Annotated in this window: 14 protein-coding genes and 1 tRNA gene; 2 read left to right on the top strand and 13 right to left on the bottom strand. The window is 42.6% G+C overall.

The window, feature by feature from the left end:
• Positions 1–34: 34 nt before the first annotated feature.
• The 6 genes from CW749_RS11110 to CW749_RS11085 all read right to left on the bottom strand — a co-directional run bounded on the left by CW749_RS11110 (position 35) and on the right by CW749_RS11085 (position 12,874).
• Positions 35–2,026: a DUF262 domain-containing protein gene (locus CW749_RS11110; protein WP_101112156.1), complete on the bottom strand. Its 1,992-nt coding sequence runs from the start codon at positions 2,024–2,026 to the stop codon at positions 35–37.
• The gene (locus CW749_RS11105; RefSeq protein ID WP_101112154.1) at positions 2,019–3,431 is read right to left on the bottom strand and encodes a DUF262 domain-containing protein; all 1,413 of its coding nucleotides are present in this window, start codon (positions 3,429–3,431) and stop codon (positions 2,019–2,021) included. Before CW749_RS11105 ends, CW749_RS11110 begins: the two co-directional genes overlap by 8 nt.
• Positions 3,432–4,727: a restriction endonuclease subunit S gene (locus CW749_RS11100; protein WP_180958383.1), complete on the bottom strand. Its 1,296-nt coding sequence runs from the start codon at positions 4,725–4,727 to the stop codon at positions 3,432–3,434. It abuts the gene before it with no gap.
• A gap of 4 nt (positions 4,728–4,731) precedes the next feature.
• Positions 4,732–7,113, bottom strand: coding sequence for a class I SAM-dependent DNA methyltransferase (locus CW749_RS11095; RefSeq protein WP_101112151.1), 2,382 nt, complete (start codon positions 7,111–7,113; stop codon positions 4,732–4,734).
• A 143-nt stretch (positions 7,114–7,256) separates the two neighbouring features.
• A complete protein-coding gene (locus CW749_RS11090) occupies positions 7,257–9,320 on the bottom strand; it encodes a hypothetical protein (protein ID WP_101112149.1) in 2,064 nt (687 codons plus the stop codon).
• Positions 9,302–12,874 (bottom strand): hypothetical protein, encoded by a 3,573-nt coding sequence (locus tag CW749_RS11085; protein WP_101112147.1) that lies wholly within the window; start codon positions 12,872–12,874, stop codon positions 9,302–9,304. Before CW749_RS11085 ends, CW749_RS11090 begins: the two co-directional genes overlap by 19 nt.
• Before the next feature lie 116 nt (positions 12,875–12,990).
• Here CW749_RS11085 and CW749_RS11080 point away from each other — a divergent pair, with 116 nt between their 5' ends.
• Entirely contained in the window at positions 12,991–13,851 is an 861-nt protein-coding gene (locus CW749_RS11080) for a WYL domain-containing protein (protein WP_101112146.1), read from the top strand.
• Between the two features lie 156 nt (positions 13,852–14,007).
• Here the strand turns inward: CW749_RS11080 and CW749_RS11075 are convergent.
• From CW749_RS11075 to CW749_RS11065, 3 genes are all read right to left on the bottom strand, one after another.
• Positions 14,008–14,095, bottom strand: a tRNA-Ser gene (locus CW749_RS11075).
• Positions 14,096–14,246: 151 nt separating this feature from the next.
• The gene (locus tag CW749_RS11070) at positions 14,247–14,696 is read right to left on the bottom strand and encodes an L-alanine exporter AlaE (protein ID WP_101112144.1); all 450 of its coding nucleotides are present in this window, start codon (positions 14,694–14,696) and stop codon (positions 14,247–14,249) included.
• A 299-nt stretch (positions 14,697–14,995) separates the two neighbouring features.
• Entirely contained in the window at positions 14,996–17,431 is a 2,436-nt protein-coding gene (locus CW749_RS11065) for a hybrid sensor histidine kinase/response regulator (protein WP_101112142.1), read from the bottom strand.
• Positions 17,432–17,550: 119 nt separating this feature from the next.
• Here CW749_RS11065 and CW749_RS11060 point away from each other — a divergent pair, with 119 nt between their 5' ends.
• On the top strand, positions 17,551–18,120 hold the full coding sequence (locus tag CW749_RS11060) for a UPF0149 family protein (RefSeq protein ID WP_101112140.1): 570 nt from the start codon (positions 17,551–17,553) through the stop codon (positions 18,118–18,120).
• Between the two features lie 207 nt (positions 18,121–18,327).
• On the opposite strand, the gene nadA is transcribed toward CW749_RS11060, so the two are convergent.
• The 4 genes from nadA to tolB form a co-directional block, all read right to left on the bottom strand.
• Positions 18,328–19,389 (bottom strand): quinolinate synthase NadA, encoded by a 1,062-nt coding sequence (gene nadA, locus CW749_RS11055; protein WP_101112138.1) that lies wholly within the window; start codon positions 19,387–19,389, stop codon positions 18,328–18,330.
• Between the two features lie 187 nt (positions 19,390–19,576).
• Complete coding sequence (ybgF, locus tag CW749_RS11050; protein WP_101112136.1) at positions 19,577–20,356, bottom strand: tol-pal system protein YbgF; 780 nt, start codon at positions 20,354–20,356, stop codon at positions 19,577–19,579.
• Positions 20,357–20,369: 13 nt separating this feature from the next.
• Entirely contained in the window at positions 20,370–20,906 is a 537-nt protein-coding gene (gene pal, locus CW749_RS11045) for a peptidoglycan-associated lipoprotein Pal (protein WP_101112134.1), read from the bottom strand.
• Positions 20,907–20,975: 69 nt separating this feature from the next.
• On the bottom strand, positions 20,976–22,328 hold the full coding sequence (gene tolB / locus CW749_RS11040) for a Tol-Pal system beta propeller repeat protein TolB (RefSeq protein ID WP_101112132.1): 1,353 nt from the start codon (positions 22,326–22,328) through the stop codon (positions 20,976–20,978).
• Position 22,329: the final 1 nt, after the last annotated feature.

Raw genomic sequence — 22,329 nt, 5'->3', positions numbered from 1 at the left:
ATACCACGTTGTTTGGTTTGGTGACTCGAAGTTTTTATTGATGTTTATAGTGCTGAGCAAATACTGCCATCATGTCTTCTAGATGGTTATCTATTTGCTGTTTGCCCCATAGCCCCTGCCCTTTTACAGCAAACATTTCTCTTAACTTGAGTGCGTCGAAATGGGACTTCCTATCGAAATCAATACGCTTTTTGTCAACGTCTTGATTGCTGTAAGAAGAGTTTTCACCGGGACTAAGTAATACTAAATTACCAAATGAGTTTAACGTTTCATATGCTAACTCACTCTTATACTCATCATTTTGAGGATGAACATGTTCTACTGAGTTTTTGGACGTAATTCGGTACTTTTTGAACTTATTTAATTCTTCAGAAGACAACGAAGATTCTGAAGCCTTCATTTGCTTCCAAATCAAGTATTCAAGTTTCTGAAACCAGTAGTGCTCGAAACTCGTCCCTAACGACTGTTCAAAGTACGTCGATTGTGATTGCCAACTCTGGTAGTTAGGTTCCAAGCCCTCAGCCAGTGCAAAGCTGGCCTCTTTTTGAGTATCAACAGACAATGACATTTTGTTGTCGATGTTTTCAAGCAGCTCTAGCGCCTCAGAGTCTTGTTTGATACTCGAACGGATCAAGCCTGAAAGAAATGGCGTTAACCAATACTGGGCGCTGCGCTCACCGGTAAAGTTGCGAACACTTTGCAGAAGCACAATATCCGTCAGCTCTTTCTGCGTTCGGTTGATGTAGTAAGTGTCATTCGACTTGCTGCGAGATTGATACGTTAAACCAAGCTGCGCATCTGTCGCATCGTCACGTTCAACCCATTTAACAACCCAACGGTCAAACTGGTAGCGAACCTGCCATAGCGTTTCGATAAACAGCTTTACCGATTGCTCATCACCGTTGATAAGTGGGTCGAATATCTCCAACAAGCGATCACTATGCAGACGTGGCTCAATATCATTATGATCATTAAGCGCCAAGCAGACTCGGTAAGCGTGAATCAATAACAGCGGGAACTTGATGATTGGACGACAGTAAACTGTTTCAACGTCCAAATCGTAGGTTTCAAACTTCTCTTGCTCGGTGTTATCAGGAATTGAACTCGCTTTAACTAGCGACGCTAACTGAGCAATCGACAAGCCAGGTAACGCCTCTGACGTTTCATCTTTTGCAGCGAAGCGTTCAGCATCAAAAGACGCCAAGTGTTCGGGTTCAATATGATACCAATCAGCATTAGGGAATACTTTGCGTACATTGCGTTCAAAATAGTTTTCCAGATGCTCACACGCCACCCACATTGCATCATACTGTGCTTTGTTAGTATGAATATGTTTGAACAGCTTCGCCTTTAAAATGTCCGCTTGCTCTAACTGAATGCCAGCGGTGTTCATGGTGGCGAACAATCGGTTTAAGTCCATTTGTGTTGGAACAACGTTGTTCACCCATTGAACTTGGCGGTAGAGGTAATCCCCCATAGCTTCGGCACTCACCTCATCATCTGATTTGAGTTTCTCTACCTCTTTGGTCAATACACCTAACGCCACGCCCATCTGTTTCAAATAAGTATTGTCGGCAATCGTTTCCTCAGACGGGACTTGATAATTCTTAAGCCCTGCAAGGCCACCTAAAAGCTGCTGAACTTGCTCACGAATTGAGAATTGGAGACGTGGCTTATCTTCACCGTTATTCGATGTATAAACAGCAAGCCCTGCAAGATCAGACTTAATGCCTGCGTATTTAAAGGCAATAGTCATTAGCATTAATGTGGTGGTGCGTTGCTGACCATCGATTAACTCATAGATCCGCTCTCCATCCTGTTCAATGCGAGAGGAAAGAATAGTGCCGATAAAGTAGTTTGGTTCTTTTAATCGACACGCTTCTTTAATATCTCTAAACAGCAGCAAGACATCATCATCTGACCAGACATAAGGACGTTGATAGCTAGGAATAGAAAACTGGTAGTTGTCGGTATAGATTTTCTCAAGCGTCAGAAGCTCAGTTTGCACTGATAAATGATCACCCATATTTTGCTCCTAACGCAGAGATGTGTTGGCTCAATGTAGGGCCAAATTGATTGGCATAATCTTGCTTGTCTATATCAAGGCCAAAGTATTGAGATACTTTTTCGACGAAACGTTTTTTAACGCTGTTTTTATCAAAGCCACTCTTGTCGACCGACAGCTTAAAACCATCTAGCTGTGCGAAACACTGCTCTGGGGTATAGCTCATTGCAATCCAATCCAGCACTGGGGTTTCTTTTACGAAAGCAGGAACCGATTTCTCTTTTACTGCTTTTTGGTTCTCTACACGTCGAGAGTAAACCACGCGGAAAAGTTTTTTCGCTGCGACCTCTAGGCTTTGCTGCCCATGCTGACTGATGTAGAGCAACAGGCATGCGTCATAAAGCTGTTTGAGATAACCGCAGCCATCGAGTTTACACACCAGCTTTTGATAAAACTCGTAAAAGCCTGCAAGCTCACCTTGCGCTGAGTTTTTCAGTAAATAGGTTTGGCGCAGTTGCTCAAAATATTGCAAATAATGGATGGTGTTAGCGCCACTATTTAACGGCTGACGCAACTCATAGCCAACTTGAGGCTGTGCCAAGCTCTCTCCACCGTTGGGCATATAAGTACGAGCAATTCTACCAAAGGCAATATCGTCGCCTTTGCCTGTTTGCTCTGCCAGCTCGGTGACAATGCTATGACGCACTTGCTGAGTTTGGTTGTGCATTGGGTAATCTCGGAAGTTAAGGTATTGCCAATAGCGACCACGCAGCAAAATATCAACCACGGGGTTTAAATCCCCCAGCGCTTCCCAACAAGTCGCAAAGGTGTTTACCGCAGATTTATCCTTTTCATCCACCGCTCGCAGATGGTGAGCTTTGATAATATCTGGCCCTGCTAAACGCACCCCACCGGTATTTTGGGTTTCAAAAAACCGGTAGGCTTCATCTTCACTGTCTGTCACTACCAAGGTAATGTTGATTTGAGCAAAATCGATATCAACCAATGAGGTTTCATGCTTATACAGCCAACCGAGGTTATGTTTGATTTGCTGCTGGCTCTCCGGGGATTCATAAACCAGCTTTAGGTCGGCATGTTTATTTGCTAAGTGGGAAATCAACGCCATTGTGGTCAGACGTTGCTGACCATCGATGATATTCAGCTTGTCACCGTGTTGATGCAAGATCACACTGCCCAAATAAAATGGGCAATGTTCTGCTTCAGGCTTACCTGTTAGCTCTTGATGATGAAGCTTAAAGTCTTTTAGCAGGCGAGTGATTTGCGCTTCATTCCAGCGATATGGGCGCTGATATTCAGGGATGGCAAGCATCCCGTGAACGTCTTTTTTAACCTTACCGTCAGAAGCCAAAATCGGCACACCTGAGAACAACTTATCCAGTGTGCAACTGGCAACAACAACCGCCATTTATGACAGCTCCGTCACTTTGATTTTACCAGTAACAGCGCTGTTGATAAGAGTGGCTTTATACTCTTTGAGCCTTTCGATTTGGAGTTCATTGCCACCTATTGCAACATTAATCTCATCAGAGATCTTTTCTATATACTTACAAATCTCAATCTGCTCTTTTTCAGGCGGTCGAATTGTTTTAATCATATAGAAATTTTGATTAGAAAGGTTTTGCAGACCAACAGTCATGCCGTTTGAGGCTCCTGCATAAATCGCTTTAAAAGGTTCAGTATGATATAGGTGCTCATAAAACTTAGTATGAACACCTTTCTGCGGTTCAAAAACACCATAATGAAAAGTCACTATCCCTTCATACTCAGAGTTAAAAAACACTCCTAGATGGCCTTTAAAACGATTCACCACAAGATCACCAGGGAAACACAATTTAAAGTTATTTCTGTGGGAGGGGCTGAGCGAACGCTCTTTCATATCATTCGAAGGAATAACACCATCTACTTGTGATAATGATAGTGGCAGCTCGTCCCCCTTAACCTTTCTCGAGTTCTCTCTAAAAACTCTTCTATTGAACACAATGTCCCAATGTTCAGCAACTAGACCAAGACCAATGATTCCTGACTCCTTGAGTGGCACATTAGAATCAAGCCCTTGTGTCACAGCTTTCTGAATAATGATTTGCTTACGTTCTTTTAGCAGCTCAATTTGCTTTTGTTTGATAGCGATCGCTTCATCGATTTGCGATGTTCTTTTATCAAGAAAGTTAGAAATAGCCTTTTGCTCTTTCAGAGACGGGAAAGGGACTTTTACCACACCGAACTTATCAAAATACAATCGAAGTCGCATATCCATTATGCCTCTTGAATGTTTTTTCAGTTCAGAGGTACATGCTGGACTACGAAACAAATAATTGAAGTAACTTCCACATATTTCCTTTCTTGGTCTTAAAACGTCATAAGCGGGGCTTGTAACACCATCGTATTCCGATAAACCCAATCCCCCCATCCAAGCCAAAAGCTTATTAACGACGAAATCGCCTTTCCTAACTAACCAATATCCATCTGTACTTGATGCTTTGTTCCCTTTCTCTTCCAGTTCAGCCCTCGGCCGAACACCTATATCAGAATATACAGATAGTAATTCCAAATTATGGTTCTTACCCGACTCTTCCATAACCAAACGGTAAATTTGCTTTACTGAAAGAAGATTCCAGCTAGACGGAATGTCTCCAATCCACTCGAAACCTGAGTCCTGCATTGACTCATACTTTGGCATCTGGGTGATCATAGTATCGGTCATTCGCTCACCCATTAACCTTAGCCACAGAGATGCCCAAAATGTCAGCAATTAAGCCTTCCGCTTTTTGCTCTAGCGCAATGATGTCGTTCGCCACTTCATCCATTGAGCGCAGTGGTTTGTGACGGTAGAAGTGCTTGTTAAAGCTGACTTCGTAACCAATCTTGACTGATTCTAAATTTACCCAAGCTTCATCCACATGCGGCTTTACTTCATCAAGGAAATATTGGTAGATACTTTGTTCAAGCGGTACAGATTCGCTGTCACGCAGATCTGAGCTTGATTCATAAGTCACAAACTCGTTGTGGTTGCCCGTTGGGTAGTAACCGAAATCTGGCAAGTCTTGAAGCTCGCATTCGTAGTTTTCTAGCAAGTCATCTAACTTGTCTTGCTTGAGCTTGGCGACTTTCTTGATGACTTTTTCTGCATTTTCGTCATACCAGCTTACCGCATCAACAATGGCTTTTTTCTCAGTTGCCGCTAGTTTAAGTCCCAGTGATTTCAGCTTTGCGTCGACTAGCTGCTTAAACTGGTTAAAGTCGTTGTAAATATCTTCACCAATCTTGCTGTGTAACTGGCTTGCCGCATTAACCAGTGTGCGCTGTTTAATCCAGTTTTTCGTATCCAGCAATTTGGTTTTCGCTGCTTTGTTTAGGCTGATATCGTTTTCTTCACACCACATGGTGATCTCTTTTTCAATCCCTTTAACAAAACCAGCATCATAAACTTGCTCGCCATATTCGGCGTACAAGTACTCCATCACTTCACGCAGTGATTTCTCATAACGTAGCGGCTCAATTAGCTCTGCGCTGAATTGTGCACTGCGGCGATCTGGGCGCTCAATATTGACTTTGTAGTAACCAAAATCTTGGTTTTTGAATACCTGCGCGGCAATACCCACCGAATCGCCTTTCTCGTCGATAGCACGCTCAACGGTTTGGTTATCTAGATAGGTCGAGATAATTTCCGCAATGTGCTCTGGTGAGAACTCGCAGTTTTTGTTGCCTAAGTTTTTGCGCAGTTTTCGGAACAGCAAACTAGCATCAATTAGCTGCACCTTGCCTTGGCGGCTTTCAGGCTTGTTGTTATTGAGTAGCCAGATATACGTGGTAATACCCGTGTTGTAGAACAGGTTGTTTGGCAATTGAACAACCGCATCCAACATGTCATTTTCGATAATGAAGCGACGAATGTTGCTTTCACCACTACCTGCGTCACCGGTAAACAAGCTTGAACCATTGTGAACGGACGCAATGCGTGAACCTAATGGGCTAACTTGAGGCGACTTCATTTTATTGACCATTTCCATAAGGAACAGTAACTGACCGTCACTTGAGCGAGGGATAGCATCTTGTTCTGACTCAACGCCCCAGTAGTCTTTTAACTTCACTTTGAAGCGACCATCAACGACGTCTTTACCGTCTTTGATGTGCTTTTGCTCACTCGCCCAGCTCTTACCGTAAGGCGGGTTAGAAAGCATGAAATCGAAACGTTCTGATGAGAACTCATCGGTAGAAAGGGTTGAACCAACACGGATGTTTTCTGGGTTGTTACCTTTGATCATCATATCTGACTTACAGATGGCGTAAGTCTCATCGTTAATCTCTTTACCGTAGAGGTAAATATCACGGTTCGATGCCGGGTACTTCTCTTCAACAAAGTTCTGTGTTTCTGTCAGCATACCGCCACTACCACATGCAGGGTCATACACTGTGATTGAAAGGGGCAAGTTATCTTTGATTGGATCGAAAACTAGGTGCGTCATCAGCTCGATAACTTCACGCGGAGTAAAGTGCTCACCTGCCTCTTCGTTGTTCTCTTCGTTGAACTTACGGATCAATTCTTCAAATACATAACCCATACCAAGATTGCTAAGTGCTGGTATTTTATTGCCTTCAGGGTCTTCTTTCACCGTTGGCGTTAGGTTGATGTATGGCGAGACAAATTTCTCAACCACATCTAGCAGAATGTCTTTACCCGCCATGTGGCGGATTTGAGCTTTCAGGTTAAAACACTCAACAATCTCTTTTACGTTATCGCTAAAACCGTTGAGGTAATCTTCGAAGTTAGCCAGCAGAATCTGTTGGTTATTGGTCGCGGTACTGAATAGCGTTTGCAGTGTCCACTTAGAGGTGTTGTAGAACACATAACCTGATGCAGCGCACAATGGTGCATCATCAAGCTCGGTTTCATTCATCTCTTCTACTTGGAATTTCACTTCTTCCAGTACCGCTTCTTTTGATGGTTCTAAAAGCGTATCCAGACGACGTAGCACGACCATAGGCAAGATAACGTCGCGGTATTTACCACGAACATAGACATCACGAAGGCAGTCGTCGGCAATTGACCAAATAAATGAAACGAGTTTGTTATGTACTGAGTGGTCCATAATATTCTTCTTATAACGATAGTTGTTTGAAATTCAAACAATAATAATAGGGATAATTGGGCAGGATTTTACTGACTTTTACCGCTAGTAGCGAATAAAACATTAGTTTCTGCTCGCCACTAGCTTCTTGGTTTGGTCTGCTATCAAGATTTAAAACGCTGCGTCTCAATATACTCGCGCAGATGCTTAAATGGATAAGGTGTTACGGTTGGCTGGCGATGCCTTAAGTGATAAACATCAAACAAGTTTTCTACCTTTTCAGGCAACGCATCAAACGAATGTTTTATCAAGTATAAATGGCTAAAGGTCTCGATTTTGCTCTGTGGACTGCCTTTACCACCAGCAAAGTACACCCCCTGCTCTCGGTTATAGAAGAAACCTAAAGATGCATCAAAGAATCCCTCACTTTGCCCTCTCATCGATGTTTTAAAAAAGAATCCTTGTTCGCGCAGCCAATCATAGAATTGTTTTTCATCATTGCTTTTGTATGCGATTGTCGAAAACTCATCAAACGGTAGAGGGGCCGTATCATCCCACTCTGACAATATCGCTCTCAGTTTTGTTACAACTTTACTCTCGGGGTTTTCTTCAATGAACTGAGTTAACAATGCAATAGGAACATCTTGTGATCGGCCTTCTTTAAGTTCACGCAATCGCTCGGCAACAACTTCAAATTCCGGCAGCATTTGAATGCCAGTGTCAATGAAAATCGCATAGTCCCCCGTCTCCGGCCAATAAATAAAAGGGGAACGTTGGAATCCTTGAAATACTTGCCATTTGTCATTGCCTAAATCGAGTTCAAGATCTTCAAGGTCCTCTTGAGTCGCTTGTATATATTGCCATTCATTACCCACTAACTTAGACGCATACACTGGCCACGGCCCGTCTCGAACCTCTGAAAATTCGCCTTGCGGCCGATGAGGCATGTAATATACACATCCTTCAGGGCTGCTTGGGTACTCAATCAAGTGTTTTCTTGTGTGGACTTCTAGCTTGATAAGTAGTTCTTTTAACAGCACTTCCACCACATGGCGGTTTGGCTGACCTTGACGGTTCCATAACCGCTCTGGGTAACACGACTGGAAAACCGTATCTTGGTACTTTTTGCGATAAACTTGATACGGGTCTTCTTCAGCTGACTTGTAGGTGTCTTTATTACCGACAATTAGGATATTCAGTGCCCCGCGAATCGGAACTTCAGCTATTTCTGCGTTTATATCTAGATGCTCGATACCATGAAGCAAGGTTAATGCAGCATCAGTATCTTTGCTTTCGGTTAAATCACAAATCACCAAACGATGCTCTTTCAATGCATCAAACAGCCCTACATAGTGTTTTTTGACAATTGTATCTGAAACAAATCTGTGCTTTTCCCCGGGTATCCGCTGCAACTTCACTGAAACTGAATCGCCATAAGCTTGCTTAAGATCTTGCATGAACTGTTCAAGAATACCGACCTTAGATAGTTGAAAGCCGCTATAAGATTCTTTGGTTATATCAATCGCCTGAATTCGATTCTTCGCATTAGAATAAAGCGGCTTCTTGATGTAATCGCCCTTTATGGATTTGCTTACCAACATCCCTACATCATCAAGTTGATAACGTGTAGCAAACTTCGCCTTTTTTTGTATCTCTCCGTTCTCTAACGTAAACCAAGACAAAGGGGAAAACGTTTTGGCACTCATTGACAGCGTTTGTTTGAATCCAAGCGCTGCACATGGCGCTAAGTCGATTTCTACGGTCGTTAATTCATAGCCAGAGTGACCTTTCGGTAACTTTTTGCTTTTGACTAGATAATATAAACCTTCACTTTCAAAGCGCTTTATCTCTGGCGTAGTGCCACTCAATACTTTTGGTATCGCTTTAATCAGTAAACGGGCCAATTGCCATGTAGGTAGCTCGGCAGCGTTAACTGGTTTGATAGCCAAAGACGTGTCTTTGAGGTCTAATTTGGCGTCCTTTGGTAACAGCACCCAATAACACGCTTCTTTACTGATGCCTTTCACTAAGCAATAAACACTTCCGGATTTATAGATTTCAGACGCTAATGTAACTAAACGTTTAGGTCGTTCTGAGAAGTCTATTCCTTTATAACTGAAACAGTAAATCGCGAAGCTTCTATCAACCCAATCTGTGTCAATTGATATTTGTTCCACTAAGGTTGACAAAGGACCGTGTGAGGAAGGTTCTAGTTGTTGTGTAACCATTTTATCAACTCCTGTACTGCGGTTAGGTTGGTGTCGGCATTGCTATCATCAATTAGTGCCGGAATTTCAATAACTTTAGCTAACTGTGGTGAGGTTTCTACGAAGCACGAGTCCAAATATCTAATCGGCTTTGAAGCATCCCCCAACGCATTCACGTAAATAAACTTCGAAGGTCCAAACTCTTCTTCTACCAATGAAATTTTCGAACTGTAGCCTTCGCTGCTTTCATTGCCTTCATGCTTCCAGTATTTGCTGTCTAGCCAGATCGGTTGCTCAATCCCTGCAAATTTGACTCTATTGTCAAATCGCTCGTAAATAGAATTTGGAACTTCTTCAAAGATAAAATCGAATGCTGTTAACACTGCCTCTACCGCTTGCTCGCCCAATGCTCCCTTATAAATGTTGGTAAACATAACTGGCGTCATCACATACGCTTCTTTTTGCCACGAACAGGCAAAACCTTTGTGTTCAAACCACGGCCTCACATATTGGTTCTGTACTAACGTAGCTAGGCTGCATGCTTCCTCTGAAACCATATCGCCAGTAGGCACTCTATCAAAGAACTCGAAGGCATTCGGATCACCATCTAAGTTACCCAGATAACGGTAATACCCTTTGGTCATAGACTGTAAGTACAATCGATTGAATCGCTCAGGCTGAGAGACGATCGTCGGATAGCGAAGTAACTGAGTTCTAGTATCTTGCCACTCTTGAATATCACTCTTAGATGCAGGTTGATTATGTAGACGACGAACTAGGGCCTTGATTGACTGCATACCGTCTTTGTTGTTTCTTTGGGCAAGATTAAATAAACGTCGAACAACTCTGTCTTCAACAATTGACTTATCAGCTGATTTCGCTTTATCAACCAAAGCAAGATATTCGTGCGAAAACAAGCTTGGCTCTCTACTCTCTTCCGCCAGAATTTCTTTCAAACCAGAATCAGCAAACAAGAGAATTTGTTTTCGTTTCAGAGACGTTCTCCCGGCTCTTCCTACCGCTTGCTCAATGTATTTCCTTACCGCGCTTTGGTAGTCACTTGTTTGGTAATATTGCTGTAAAGAGCGCTCTCTGCTCATGCCCATAAGTTGCTGGCGACACCAGCTTTCAGCACTTTTCGGCGACAACTCTCCGTTCTCTTGCAAAGATAAGATTTGGTGGAACTGACAAAGCTGGTTAGCAGTATGCGAATAATCATCTGACAACAATAGCTGAGTAGGTTTTTCAAGATAAATACTGTCTATATCGCTTCGCTGCTGGGTGCTGTAAGTGACATCGGCAACTGATATTAGGCTTCCACCTTCCAACGCTAAATTGACTGCATAATCAGGGTTTTTACCAGCACCCATTGAAGCATATGTACTGAATACAACGACTTTCCCTGCTTCTGTGTTTAGGTGATTGGAAATTTCATCATAGCCAACTAACCTCATCCAATCAGCGTTCACGCCAAAAAAAGTCTTGGTTGGAACATTAAATTCTTTCGCCCATTTATCACAGCAGAACAGGATGAAATCATTAATATCCTGACGTGTTGTATCAAGAGTACGGTTTAACAGCGACAGCATATAACGATTATCAGAAACTGAGATAAACGCTTTAATACTCGCTAAGAGCTTAGACAGCCAGCTCCGAACAAATGCCTGCTGTGACTCAGCAATACCGAGATGGTGATTTAGGATAAAGTGGCTTGAACGAGCTTTTGGCTTATATTCTTCTAACAAAGTATCAAGAAACGCATCTCGACTATTAAGGTATTTGACCGTCAAAACCACACCGTTATCTTTATAGTTGCGCTTACTATGATAATAGTCATTTACTCGCTGCTTTTGCTCCCTAGACAAAGATAGAAGCTTTTTACCCAAACGCTCATTCAAGTATTTAAAATCAAAGTTATGTATTACGGTGTCTGCTCTCGCTGTTGCACTTATACCGAGAATGACAGCTCCGGCATCAACCATATCCGCCAATACACCCGATGGCGAAAGGTTTAAGAATGACGCTTTACAATTTACGGTATCGCGAGTCCCCTGATTATGAGCGACTTCCACAAGTTTCATTCCGGTATGATGGTAGCTCTTACTAGAACTTAACTTACTCGCTTGTCCACCTGCAGATTGCCGCAGTCCCCTAGTATCAAATGACTCGTAAACAGCAGACTCAAATTCTTGCAAATTGAAGTGAGTAAGCAGGGATTGAACGGCCTCTTGAAACGTTCCTTCTAAGCTTCTATTTTCGCGCTCTTCAATTTCAAGACTACGAACGTTCTCCCAGTACCGAAACACTGCCTTACGCATTGTGCCAAGAAACCACTGATATATAACATCAGCTTCATTGACAAAGCGGGTTAGAAGACCATTTTTTTCAATGAGGGAGCCTTCTACTTTCTCATCACTAAATATGAGATTCTTCTGTCTCAATAGGTCTGATTTTAATGACAGCTTATGAGTGGCACTGCTTACATGCGTGAAGCTTCTATCTGAAAACAACCGAACAGGTCGTTCATTCAAGTTAGGTCCTTCCGTATTAAATGCAAACGCTAGGTTCCACTTGGCGCCAAACTCTTCGAGTCGCTCACGTAGTGGCTCAAACAGGTCTTCAATCTTGTCGTAGCGAGGCGAACTCTCAAGTTGGTGATCTCGAAAGTTCGCTCTCAGAGTTCTTATAGCCCAAATTAAGTCCTGCGCTTGTTGCTTACACAGTTCGGAGAGAATGACGTGATTCTGCTTGTCAATTTCATCAATGATAAGTACCGCACCACTTAAATCGCGCAATGGACTGTAGCGCGAACGGGTATTGTGGAAGCCTTTCAGAAACTTACTCGTCGTTAAGAAAACAACATGGGCGCTTCCATTGCGGATTTTTTCTCCCGGCAGAAGTGCTTCAACAGCACTCAGTAACGAGCCGTTCAGCGCGATTCTATCGACCCCTTTTTGTTTTTTTTGCAAGCGGGCGACTAAATTGCGGTAGAAGTAACCTGCTTGCCTACCTAAAGAAACTTTAACTTCTGGCTTGCTCGCATGATGCCTTAGACCTGAGATAGCGCTCCATTCTGCTTTAACATCGCGCTCAACGTTCAAGTCAAATCCGACTAATACTTCATTCAAGACAGCATCAGAACATTGCAACAACTGCTCTGACTGATTAGGTAGGTGGACTATTTGCGCTTTAAGATACTCTTGCTGTTCTAGAGTGAAGCGAGGTTCACCTCTAACTGTCTGCTCTTCAATTAACGTAAACAAGTCTGCTTTCGCACTTACGACGTTATCTACTGAATCTGTAACGTAATAAAGCAAACGCTTGGATCTACTACCGCTCTCTTTTTCCTGCAATTCATTTTGCACTTGATCAAGCATCTGCTGGAGCAAAAAGTTTAATGCCGTGTATGTTTTCCCTATTCCCGTCTGAAACGGTAGTGGAAGCAAAGCACCAGATTTAACGCCATTAACTTTAGTGTGACTTTCAAGCGATTCTGTAATGACAAGATCCAAGGGCGAAGGATCGGGAGCAAGCTGAAAATCAAAATAAATAAACTCTTCTATCGATTCATTCATACAATATTATTTCGCAGTCCTTGATGTTCACTCAACCGGGCCATAATATGACGCCGTTAACTACAGGTAAATGCTGGTTACATACACACGTCGCATAACTAGACAGGAGTTTTATAGTGAGTAAATGGCCAATTCGATGGGACTTGCTTTTCAGATACAGAATGATCGAAATTATTGCGCTGTGGGAAGGTAGGCTAAATACAAACCATCTTACTCAAAGTTTTGGTATTGGAAGGCAGCAAGCATCAAAAGACATCAATACTTACTTGGCAGATATTGCACCAGGTAATCTTATTTACGATAAGAAGCTAAAGGGCTACAAGCCTAGTATTAACTTTATTCCTAAGCTAACTAGTGGACATGCTGATGAATATCTTCACATACTTTCGCGTAGTGAAGATATGGCGGTTACATTTGATGAACTTGATATGGGATTTGAGAACGTTGCAATGGTCCGCCCTGTTACACGTAATATCTCGCCGCTAATAATGCGACCATTAGTTCAAGCAATTCGCGAAAAAAAACGTGTCGATATATGCTACACACCGCTAAAAGATGGCGAAGAGGTTGAAAGGATTATTTCCCCACATAGTTTAGTATGCACACCGTTACGCTGGCATGTCCGAGCATACTGTGAGCATGCTAAGGGTTATCGAGACTTTGTATTGAGCCGAATTCATGGCGAGCCTGTGCTTGAAAATAAAGCCGCTTATACTCTATCAGGTGACTCGCTGTGGAATACATATGTAGAAATTGAACTGATCCCAGATCAACGCTTAAATGATAAACAGCAAGCAGTTATTGAGCGCGACTACGCAATGACAAATGGTATGTTGAAAATTCCAACAAATGCATCATTGGTAGGTTATATGCTGAGCGCATACAACATTGATGTGAACATTCAACAATACAACCCGCAAGGTCAACAAATTGTCGTGAAGAATCTAGTTGAGTTAAAACAGTACTTGCCCCTCTAAATATTACGTACTGATCTAAATTGTACTTAGCAGTCTAATAGATGTTTTCTCAGACCAATTGCAAGTCTCAATTGTATTCACTCACCTCACTGATCAAAAAACTGGTTTATAGTACATAACGAAAAAGCCCCAGCATTTTTGCTGGGGCTTCGAATGTGGCGGTGAGTGAGAGATTCGAACTCTCGATACGTTGCCGTATACACACTTTCCAGGCGTGCTCCTTCAGCCACTCGGACAACTCACCGAATTGTTGTTGAACTTTGCGTCTCAACGGGGCGCTAATTTAATGTTTATGTGTTTGTCGGTCAAGTGATTATCTGAAAAAAAACATCATTTCATGTCTGTTCGCTCAGATTTTAGCTAAAACACTCACTTTACCAACAGATTGGTTAGCTTTAGACCTGTTGACTATAAGCAGGAACACGAAATAATTTTCGACAGTTATCTAGGAAATATCCGTAAAGTACACCTAATCCACATGAAACAACTGCGTTACTCGCAACGGCTGTCACAATCTGATCAGAAGACGCGCCTACAAACCATAGAATCGCGGCATAAACAGGTGATTGAAACAATACATAGGCAATTACATCGGAAATACGTTTTGTCAGTTCGCCACCATGTATTCTTCCGCCTTGGTTAAGAACCCAGTCTCGGAATACCCCATAAGGCCATGCAATGGCGATGTTCACGGGTATAGATAGAGTTCTCGACTGCAATGACTGCTCAAAGGACATACCTGATACAAAAATCTCTATCAGCATTCCGACAACAAAGCTGAATACCACCATAGCAAATGTATCCGCTGCTGCGTGGCGAATACAAAAAGGGGCTTTAGAACTCATTTCCTTCCTCACAAAGAATATAAAACTAGTTAAAGAATTGTTAAGCAACAGGTAAATCTAGATAAAACATTAAATACTAGATTTATTCGCTATTTAATCACTTTTTAAATGGATTTATATTCCGTATTTTATATTTTGTTGTAAATTTACAACTGATTTTCTACGAAATAATAGTGAGTTTGACTAATTCGTCTGAAAGGTCTTTTTATGAGAGGTATATCAATATTATGAATACATAAAAGCACTGAGAGTTAACCTTTCAGTGCTTTCCTAGAATTTTATGTAATTTACTTACGAAATCAGTCCGCGAGGCTTAACGTAAGTACGTTAATGTCTTCTTCTGATGGGGTCGTGTTTTCACGAAGCGCGGTCACAATTTTGTCTATCGCGCTGAGTTCATCATGGTTAAACCTCATGCTGTCTTGGCTTATGATGCACTCTAGGATCTGATTTGCTTGTTCATAGTCTTGATTGTCTAAACAGACGTACAAATCAATTAATCTCTGTTCATTGTTTTTACTCGATACTTCTGTTGGATTGGAAGTATTGAATTCTGATGCGTCTCTCTTTAGCTGATTTAAACGTTCAGAGAACTTGATCAAAACATCGTCTAACTCCCTTTCATCAATCGGTTTGGCGAGAATGTGATCCGCCCCTGCACTCAGCATTTTTTCTCGAGTCTCTTTGAATACATCTGCGGTGCAACCAAGAATCAGCCCTTTCGATGATTGATGATTTAAATTACGGATCCGTTCTGTCGCTTCAATACCGTCCATAACGGGCATGTGGTTGTCCATTAAGACAAGATCAAAGGTTTTCTGTGTGAGTATTTCAACCGCTTTCGCACCGTCGACAACACTGGTGGTTTCAAACCCCTTACTGCGCAAAAACGCATCCATGATCATGGTGTTAGTTCGATTGTCTTCCACTATTAGAGCGGATAAACCATTGCAGTCAAATTTTTGATGGACAACGTCTTGTGTGCTTTCTGGTAAGCATACGTCTGTTTGCAAAGTTAGGAAAAAGCTAGAACCGATGCCTTCTTCGCTTTTTACGTTTATGTCTCCCCCCATGCCTTGTACGATTTTTTGAGTGATCGCTAAGCCCAACCCTGTCCCACCGAATCGTCGTGTGGTGGTAGACTCCGCTTGCTCAAATGGTTTGAATATTTTTTCTTGTGCCGATTTGGAGATGCCAATTCCAGTATCGCGTACCTGTATGGATAAGTAGACTTTTCCTGCTCGCTCGTATTCGTTTAAATAGACTTCGATAAAACCACGAGAAGTGAACTTAATGGCGTTGTTCAGCAAGTTAAAAAGTATCTGTCGAATTCGTGCCTTATCGGCGTTGTACCAGCGTTCTGATGGGACTTCACTATACACTTTAAAATTAAGCCCTTTCTCGGTCGCTAATGTAAAGTACACGCTATTAATGCTGCCGATAATACTTGCCAGTGGAAAAGGAGAAGGATCGAGCTCTAACTTCCCTTGCTCTATTTTAGAGAAGTCCAAAATTTCGTTGAGAAGCGTCATCATGTGCTCGCCAGAATCATAAAGGCTATGGAGCAGCTTACTTTGATGTTCTGTTAGATCTGTTTTGGCTAATATTTGTGCCGTGCCTAACACACCATTCATGGGTGTTCGAATTTCATGTGATAGTGTTGCAAGGAAGGCAGATTTCGCTTTCGTCGATGCTTTTGCTTTCACGGTTTCCTCTCTAAGGAAAACCGTCTTGTGATTAAAACTATCGATGAGGTGCTTGATTTCATCATTGCTGTTGTAAGTCATATCAATGATGCCGTGAGTATTTTTATCCGACACCTTGTCTGCAATCACGACTATCGGTCGAATCAAGTAACGGTTGATCAAGTAGTAACCGATCATGACGCAAAGCAGTAGAAACGGCGCGATGACGAATTCTAAGCTCATCACCAATTCGAACGTTTCTTCTCCTACTAGTCTTTTGGAATTAACAACTTCTATTTCCCAGTTGTATTTACCAAACGCCATTCTAGAAATATAGATATCTTTAGTGAGTGAGAAGTTGTGTTCTGTAATGGCATTACCCGCTTTGTCTTTAATCAGAACACCAAGATCGTATTGGTTGGCGTGGTTTTGAACGTACTTAATCAGTTCCGACAAAGAGATATCGATGGTCGCGACACCTTTAACCACCCCATTCTTAAAGTAGGGTGTTGAAGCAGTAATCATTTGAACATGGGTGTAGGGATCGATATAGACATCCGACCAAGACACCTCTTGTGCCTTGATATTTATGGCAGAGGTGTACCAAGGTTCTATATTGTATCCCCCTGATTCTGGATTATTCCATGAATGGATGAGGTCAACTCCACCCTCTGAATTCTTATTGTAGAAAAGGCTCTTTAGGCGAATGTCTTTATCTATTGAATAAGGCTCGGGCCATGTACCGCCACTCACAATCATGTTGGTGCTCTGGGCAATCATGAAAGGCAATAGAGACTTCAAACTATCATATTGCTCCGAAGCTTCACCTACAGCCGCAATACTGTGCAACAAGCCAAGGGAGCCGTTTAATGATTCATCCAAACTGGTGGCAAGAAGCTCAGTTCTTAAATCTAAATTCTTTTGAAGTTTACTTTTGATTGGGTGCTCTACTACCAAATAGGTTACGCTACCTACGGTTGCGATAAAGAAACAAAGGTATAACCCCAAAGCGATGATACTTTTCTTTTTAAGTGAAGATTGGATCGCCATATTATTAGCCAACAGTACACATATTAAAAAACCTATATCTTAGTATGGTATTCATCAAGTCTTTTTCCAGTCGTGTGAGCTTGATACACTACCTCAATCACTCAAGAAGGGAACGTATTTTGACTTTAACAGAATTGCTTGCTTTACCAGAAATGGAAGGCAAAATTTTAAATGAATACCAAATCCGTGGGTTTGTTACCTCCATGGCAGCTGCTCCAAATATTATTGACCCAGCTGAATGGCTTGCGTTTCTTTGGGGTGGTGAAGAAGTCGCCCCCTTCTCAACACCAGAACACTTAGAATTCTTTGCAGATCAAGTTATTGCGATTTGGAATGATGCAAGGCCAAAACTACTTGAAGGGACTTGGCAGTGGCCTGAAAACTGTGCCTTGGATGACGAAGAAATCGTCAATGAAGAAGCAAGAAACTTCACTGAAGGGCTGCTTCAAGGCTGGGGAGTATCCCGAGATGATTGGGAAACACTAATGCCAGAAGACAGTGAAGATAATGCCCTTCTAGGTGGTGTTATTTTATCTATGAGCATGCTTTATGACCCGGAAACGGCAGTATCGACACTCGCTCAGCAAGGGATCGAAGGGTTAGAACAGTTTGAAGAGATTTTCAATGCTATTCCCGTCATGCTTTGTGGCTTAACTCAGCGTGGTGTGGCACTAGCAGAAGCGCAGTAACAGATTAACTATTGCCTTTGAAATCCAAGTTCTAGAATCCACAGTTTTTGAGCAAACAGATCTTAAAAAAACAGCTTTTAGACAAGCCTTGCTAGAACTAAAAATGCCGCGTATATCGCGGCATTTTTCGTTTTTATCAGTGCTTATCAAGAGCTGTTGACCTAGGCTCTATAGCCTTAAGCTCTTTTAGACTCAAGCTATTTAGACTTATGCATTACCTTTTACCTGCATATTGAGTTGCTCTGCGAAATCCAACATGCGGTTTAGTGGGATAAGAGACTTAACTCGAACGTCTTCATCAACAAAGATTTCGTGCTCTTTACCACCATCGGTTAACGCACTCTCAATCGCAGACAGACCATTCATTGCCATCCACGGGCAGTGAGCACAGCTACGACAAGTCGCACCAGCACCAGCCGTTGGCGCTTCGATAAGCTCTTTTTCAGGCACCAATTGCTGCATTTTAAAGAAGATACCTTTGTCTGTAGCAACAATCATTTGTTGATGCGGTAACTCTTTAGCTGACTTGATCAATTGGCTAGTTGAACCCACTGAATCGGCTAACTCTACAACGCTCGCCGGCGATTCTGGGTGAACCAAAATAGCGGCATTTGGGTAGAGATTCTTCATCTTTTTCAATGCATCAGCAGAGAATTCATCATGTACGATGCACTCACCTTGCCAAAGCAACATGTCTGCACCGGTTTTGTTTGAAATATAAGAACCTAAGTGACGATCGGGACCCCATATAATGGGTTTATCTTCTGCATCTAAGTGCTCGACAATTTCTAGAGCGATGCTTGAGGTCACCACCCAATCTGCGCGTGCTTTTACGGCAGCAGAGGTGTTGGCATAAACCACAACGGTATGATCAGGGTGGGCATCACAGAACTCTGTGAATTTATCGGCGGGACAGCCAAGATCAAGCGAGCATTCTGCTTCTAGATTTGGCATAAGAATGCGTTTTTCTGGTGTCAGGATTTTCGCTGACTCCCCCATAAAGCGCACGCCGCCAATGATCAATGTACTTGCGGGGTGTCGATTACCAAACTTCGCCATTTCCAAAGAATCGCCAACAAAGCCGCCAGTGGCTTCTGCTAACGCCTGAATTTCAGGGTCGGTGTAGTAATGTGCAATCAATACCGCGTCTTTTTCCTTCAGCAACTTTTTGATATTTGTTATGTGTTGCTGCTTTTGATCATCTGTTAGAGGAACGGGCTTTGGAGGAAAAGGGTATACGGTCTCAATTGTGTCTAAAATGTGGCTCATTGCTCTTGCTCTACGCAACTTCCAAGTAATCCGGGTATTGTATACCCAAACGGCTGCAAGCTTCCAGAGCCTAGATAGGCAAGTGATGAATTAGTTATTTCATTTTGATTGGAAGAAGAGTGTTGAGTCTAAAGAAGATCGAGAGGTTGGAAATAAGTCAGGGCCACTAAGTGACCCTGATATCTGTTTATTGCATCTGTTTTTTTGCCATATCAGCTGACGCACTTTGAGGGTATTCACTGATAACTTGCTGGTAATATTTTATTGCGGCATCCGATTTTTTATTTCGCTTGGCAATATCTCCAAGCTTGAGTAAAGCATCGGCACGCTTATTCGACTCTTTATACGCCACAACTGAAGCAAAACTTTTTGCTGCGTCAACATCTTGCTTTTTCGCAAAGTAAAGCTGACCTAACCAGTAATGAGTATTTGAGGCAAATTTAGAATCTGGGAAATCTTTTTGAAACTGTTTAAAAGCGGTGATTGCACCGGCGTAATCACGCTGTTTCAAAATCAAATCAACGGCATCCTGATAGGCGGTTTGCTCGTCTTTGTTTGTGCTGAACGTTCCAGAAGTTTCAGAGCCAGTCTCAGCCGCAACAACGGGCGCCTGTTGTAATTGCTGCCTCATGTTGTCCAGTTCAACGAATAACTCTCGTTGCCTTTCTAACATCTGCTTCATTTCGTAAGAATTACGTTCAACAATTCCACGCAACTCGCCTACTTCTGAGCTTAAGTCATCAATTTGCTGCTGCATTTGAATTTGGATTTTAGCGCGATTTTGTAATAGGCGCTCAAGACGCTGCACATCCGTCTCGTTAACAGACGATACCCTCGTAGAGGACGGGTTGGAAGTGGTGGTAGTGGTGCTATTGAGATCAGTTACTGGAGCTGGTGCGGCGAACGTTCCATTCGCCGCACTTGCCAGTAACATAAGCGATACAAGTCGCTTAGAGTTACTGAACATAGGAAAATTCCTATTAGTATACTAGTACAGCGCGACGGTTTTTAGCGTAAACGTCTTCGCTTTGACCTAGAAGTAGAGGGCGTTCTTCACCGAAGCTAATGACTTCGATTTGGTCTGCCTGAACACCTAGAGCTTGAAGGTATTTAGCGACTGCTTCAGCACGGCGCTCACCTAGTGCAATGTTGTACTCTGGAGTACCACGCTCATCAGCGTGACCTTCGATGCGTACTTTAAGTGCAGGGTCTTTACTGATGAATGCTGCGTGTGCCGCTAGCATATCTTCGTAATCAGACGAGATTGTTGAGTTATCAAACGCAAAGTAAACAGTCTGAGTTTCACGAAGTTGCGCTTCTTTGATCTCTTGCTCTGTTAGCTGAGATCCTGTCTCTAGTGGCGTTACTTCAGTAGTTGCTTCTTTTACCACTTGCTCAGTATTGTTTGTTTGAGAAGTAGTAGAAGCCTCTGCCGCTTTGTCGCTTGAGCTACATGCCGTAACAGCTAGTACTGGTAGCGCAATCAGAAGCCCTTTAAGAACTTTATTAAGTTGCATCTTTTTCTTCCTTATTTGTCCGAAACTTTGTTTTAACCGATTTGCCGAACTACATACAAATGGGTATTTCTACAAAAATGGTGACCAGGCGGGAGCTCTTACGCGCCCATTCGTTGCCGGTAATCTAGCTTTAAAGCGACCATCTATAGAGACCATAGAAAGTACATTCTTCTTCCTATACATGGAGCTGTAAATGACCATACCACCGTTTGGCGCAATACTTGGAGACTCGTCCAATTGTGTTTTTGTTAACACTTGTACGGCTCCTGTTTCCAAATCTTGCTTGGCCAAATTAAACCCGGAGTCGTTCCGATTAACCATAATCATGAACTTTCCATCAGGTGTAATTTGCCCACCCAAGTTCTGGCTGCCTTGCCAAGTTAGACGGTTGGTCGCACCGTCTAACAAATTTACTCGATATATCTGAGGTTTACCACCCCGATCCGAGGTAAATATTAGTGATTGCCCATCAGGATGCCAAAATGGTTCTGTATTATTTGCTCTACCTCTCGTTATTTGCTTCAACTTTCTAGTTTGCAAATCGAGAACGTAGACCTGAAGGCTTCCGGTTTTTGACAATACGATTGCCAGTTTTTTACCGTCTGGTGAGAATCTTGGCGCACCATTATGACGAGGGAATGACGTGAGCTTCTCACGTTTACCGGAATAGATATCCATTAAGAAAATTTCAGCACGCCCATTTTGAAAGCTAACATACGCAAGCTGACGTGCATCTGGAGACCAAGCTGGAGACATCAATGGCTGTTTTGAGCGCAATACTAAGCGTTCATTATAACCATCATAGTCTGCTATTCTGAGCTGGTAAGGAAATTTCTCTTTATCATTAATAACAACATACGCGATACGCGTTAAGAATGCGCCTTTTTCACCAGTTAGCTGCTCGTAGACAAGATCAGAGATTCGGTGTGCATATTCACGCAGCCTTGGGCCTGGAACCGTAGCGCGCTTATTAAATAAAACATGGTCCTTTGATAGTACAAGCTCGCCTGTATCACTTAGGGCTTTGCTTTGCCCGCTCGTCAATTGACCACGTACAACATCAACAAGCTGGTATTCAATGAGATAGTTACCGTCGGCTTTTTTGGTCACGGAACCAGTCAGCAAGGCATCAACACCAAGAGCTGTCCAAGACGAGAAATCGACATCGACATCGGAATAAGGTGTTTGAGGCATTTTGTTAGGAGCAACTGGGCTAAATTTACCACTGCGCTGAAGATCAGAGGATATAACCGCGCTGATATCGTGAGGTAACTTACCCTCACCTTCCCATTTGAATGGAATAATGGCAATCGGTCGAGCCGAATCAATGCCATCTGTGATCACCAACTCTAAAGCAGCGTTGGCTACGTTCGCCATGCTGGTTAACAGCACCAGCAGTCCTAGTAAAAGGCGTTTAGTCACT

The organism is Vibrio sp. vnigr-6D03, assembly GCF_002835515.1.
In the GTDB taxonomy this organism is placed as follows: domain Bacteria; phylum Pseudomonadota; class Gammaproteobacteria; order Enterobacterales; family Vibrionaceae; genus Vibrio; species Vibrio penaeicida.
Note: the sequence above shows the minus strand (reverse complement) of the source record. Positions and strands in the feature narration are given on the sequence as shown.

Bases quoted from the DNA above. Each gene is read 5' to 3' on its own strand.
- CW749_RS11110 (WP_101112156.1), bottom strand. From the start codon at position 2,026: ATGGGTGATCATTTATCAGTGCAAACTGAGCTTCTGACGCTTGAGAAA.
- CW749_RS11105 (WP_101112154.1), bottom strand. From the start codon at position 3,431: ATGGCGGTTGTTGTTGCCAGTTGCACACTGGATAAGTTGTTCTCAGGT.
- CW749_RS11100 (WP_180958383.1), bottom strand. From the start codon at position 4,727: ATGACCGATACTATGATCACCCAGATGCCAAAGTATGAGTCAATGCAG.
- CW749_RS11095 (WP_101112151.1), bottom strand. From the start codon at position 7,113: ATGGACCACTCAGTACATAACAAACTCGTTTCATTTATTTGGTCAATT.
- CW749_RS11090 (WP_101112149.1), bottom strand. From the start codon at position 9,320: ATGGTTACACAACAACTAGAACCTTCCTCACACGGTCCTTTGTCAACC.
- CW749_RS11085 (WP_101112147.1), bottom strand. From the start codon at position 12,874: ATGAATGAATCGATAGAAGAGTTTATTTATTTTGATTTTCAGCTTGCT.
- CW749_RS11070 (WP_101112144.1), bottom strand. From the start codon at position 14,696: ATGAGTTCTAAAGCCCCTTTTTGTATTCGCCACGCAGCAGCGGATACA.
- CW749_RS11065 (WP_101112142.1), bottom strand. From the start codon at position 17,431: ATGGCGATCCAATCTTCACTTAAAAAGAAAAGTATCATCGCTTTGGGG.
- nadA (WP_101112138.1), bottom strand. From the start codon at position 19,389: ATGAGCCACATTTTAGACACAATTGAGACCGTATACCCTTTTCCTCCA.
- ybgF (WP_101112136.1), bottom strand. From the start codon at position 20,356: ATGTTCAGTAACTCTAAGCGACTTGTATCGCTTATGTTACTGGCAAGT.
- pal (WP_101112134.1), bottom strand. From the start codon at position 20,906: ATGCAACTTAATAAAGTTCTTAAAGGGCTTCTGATTGCGCTACCAGTA.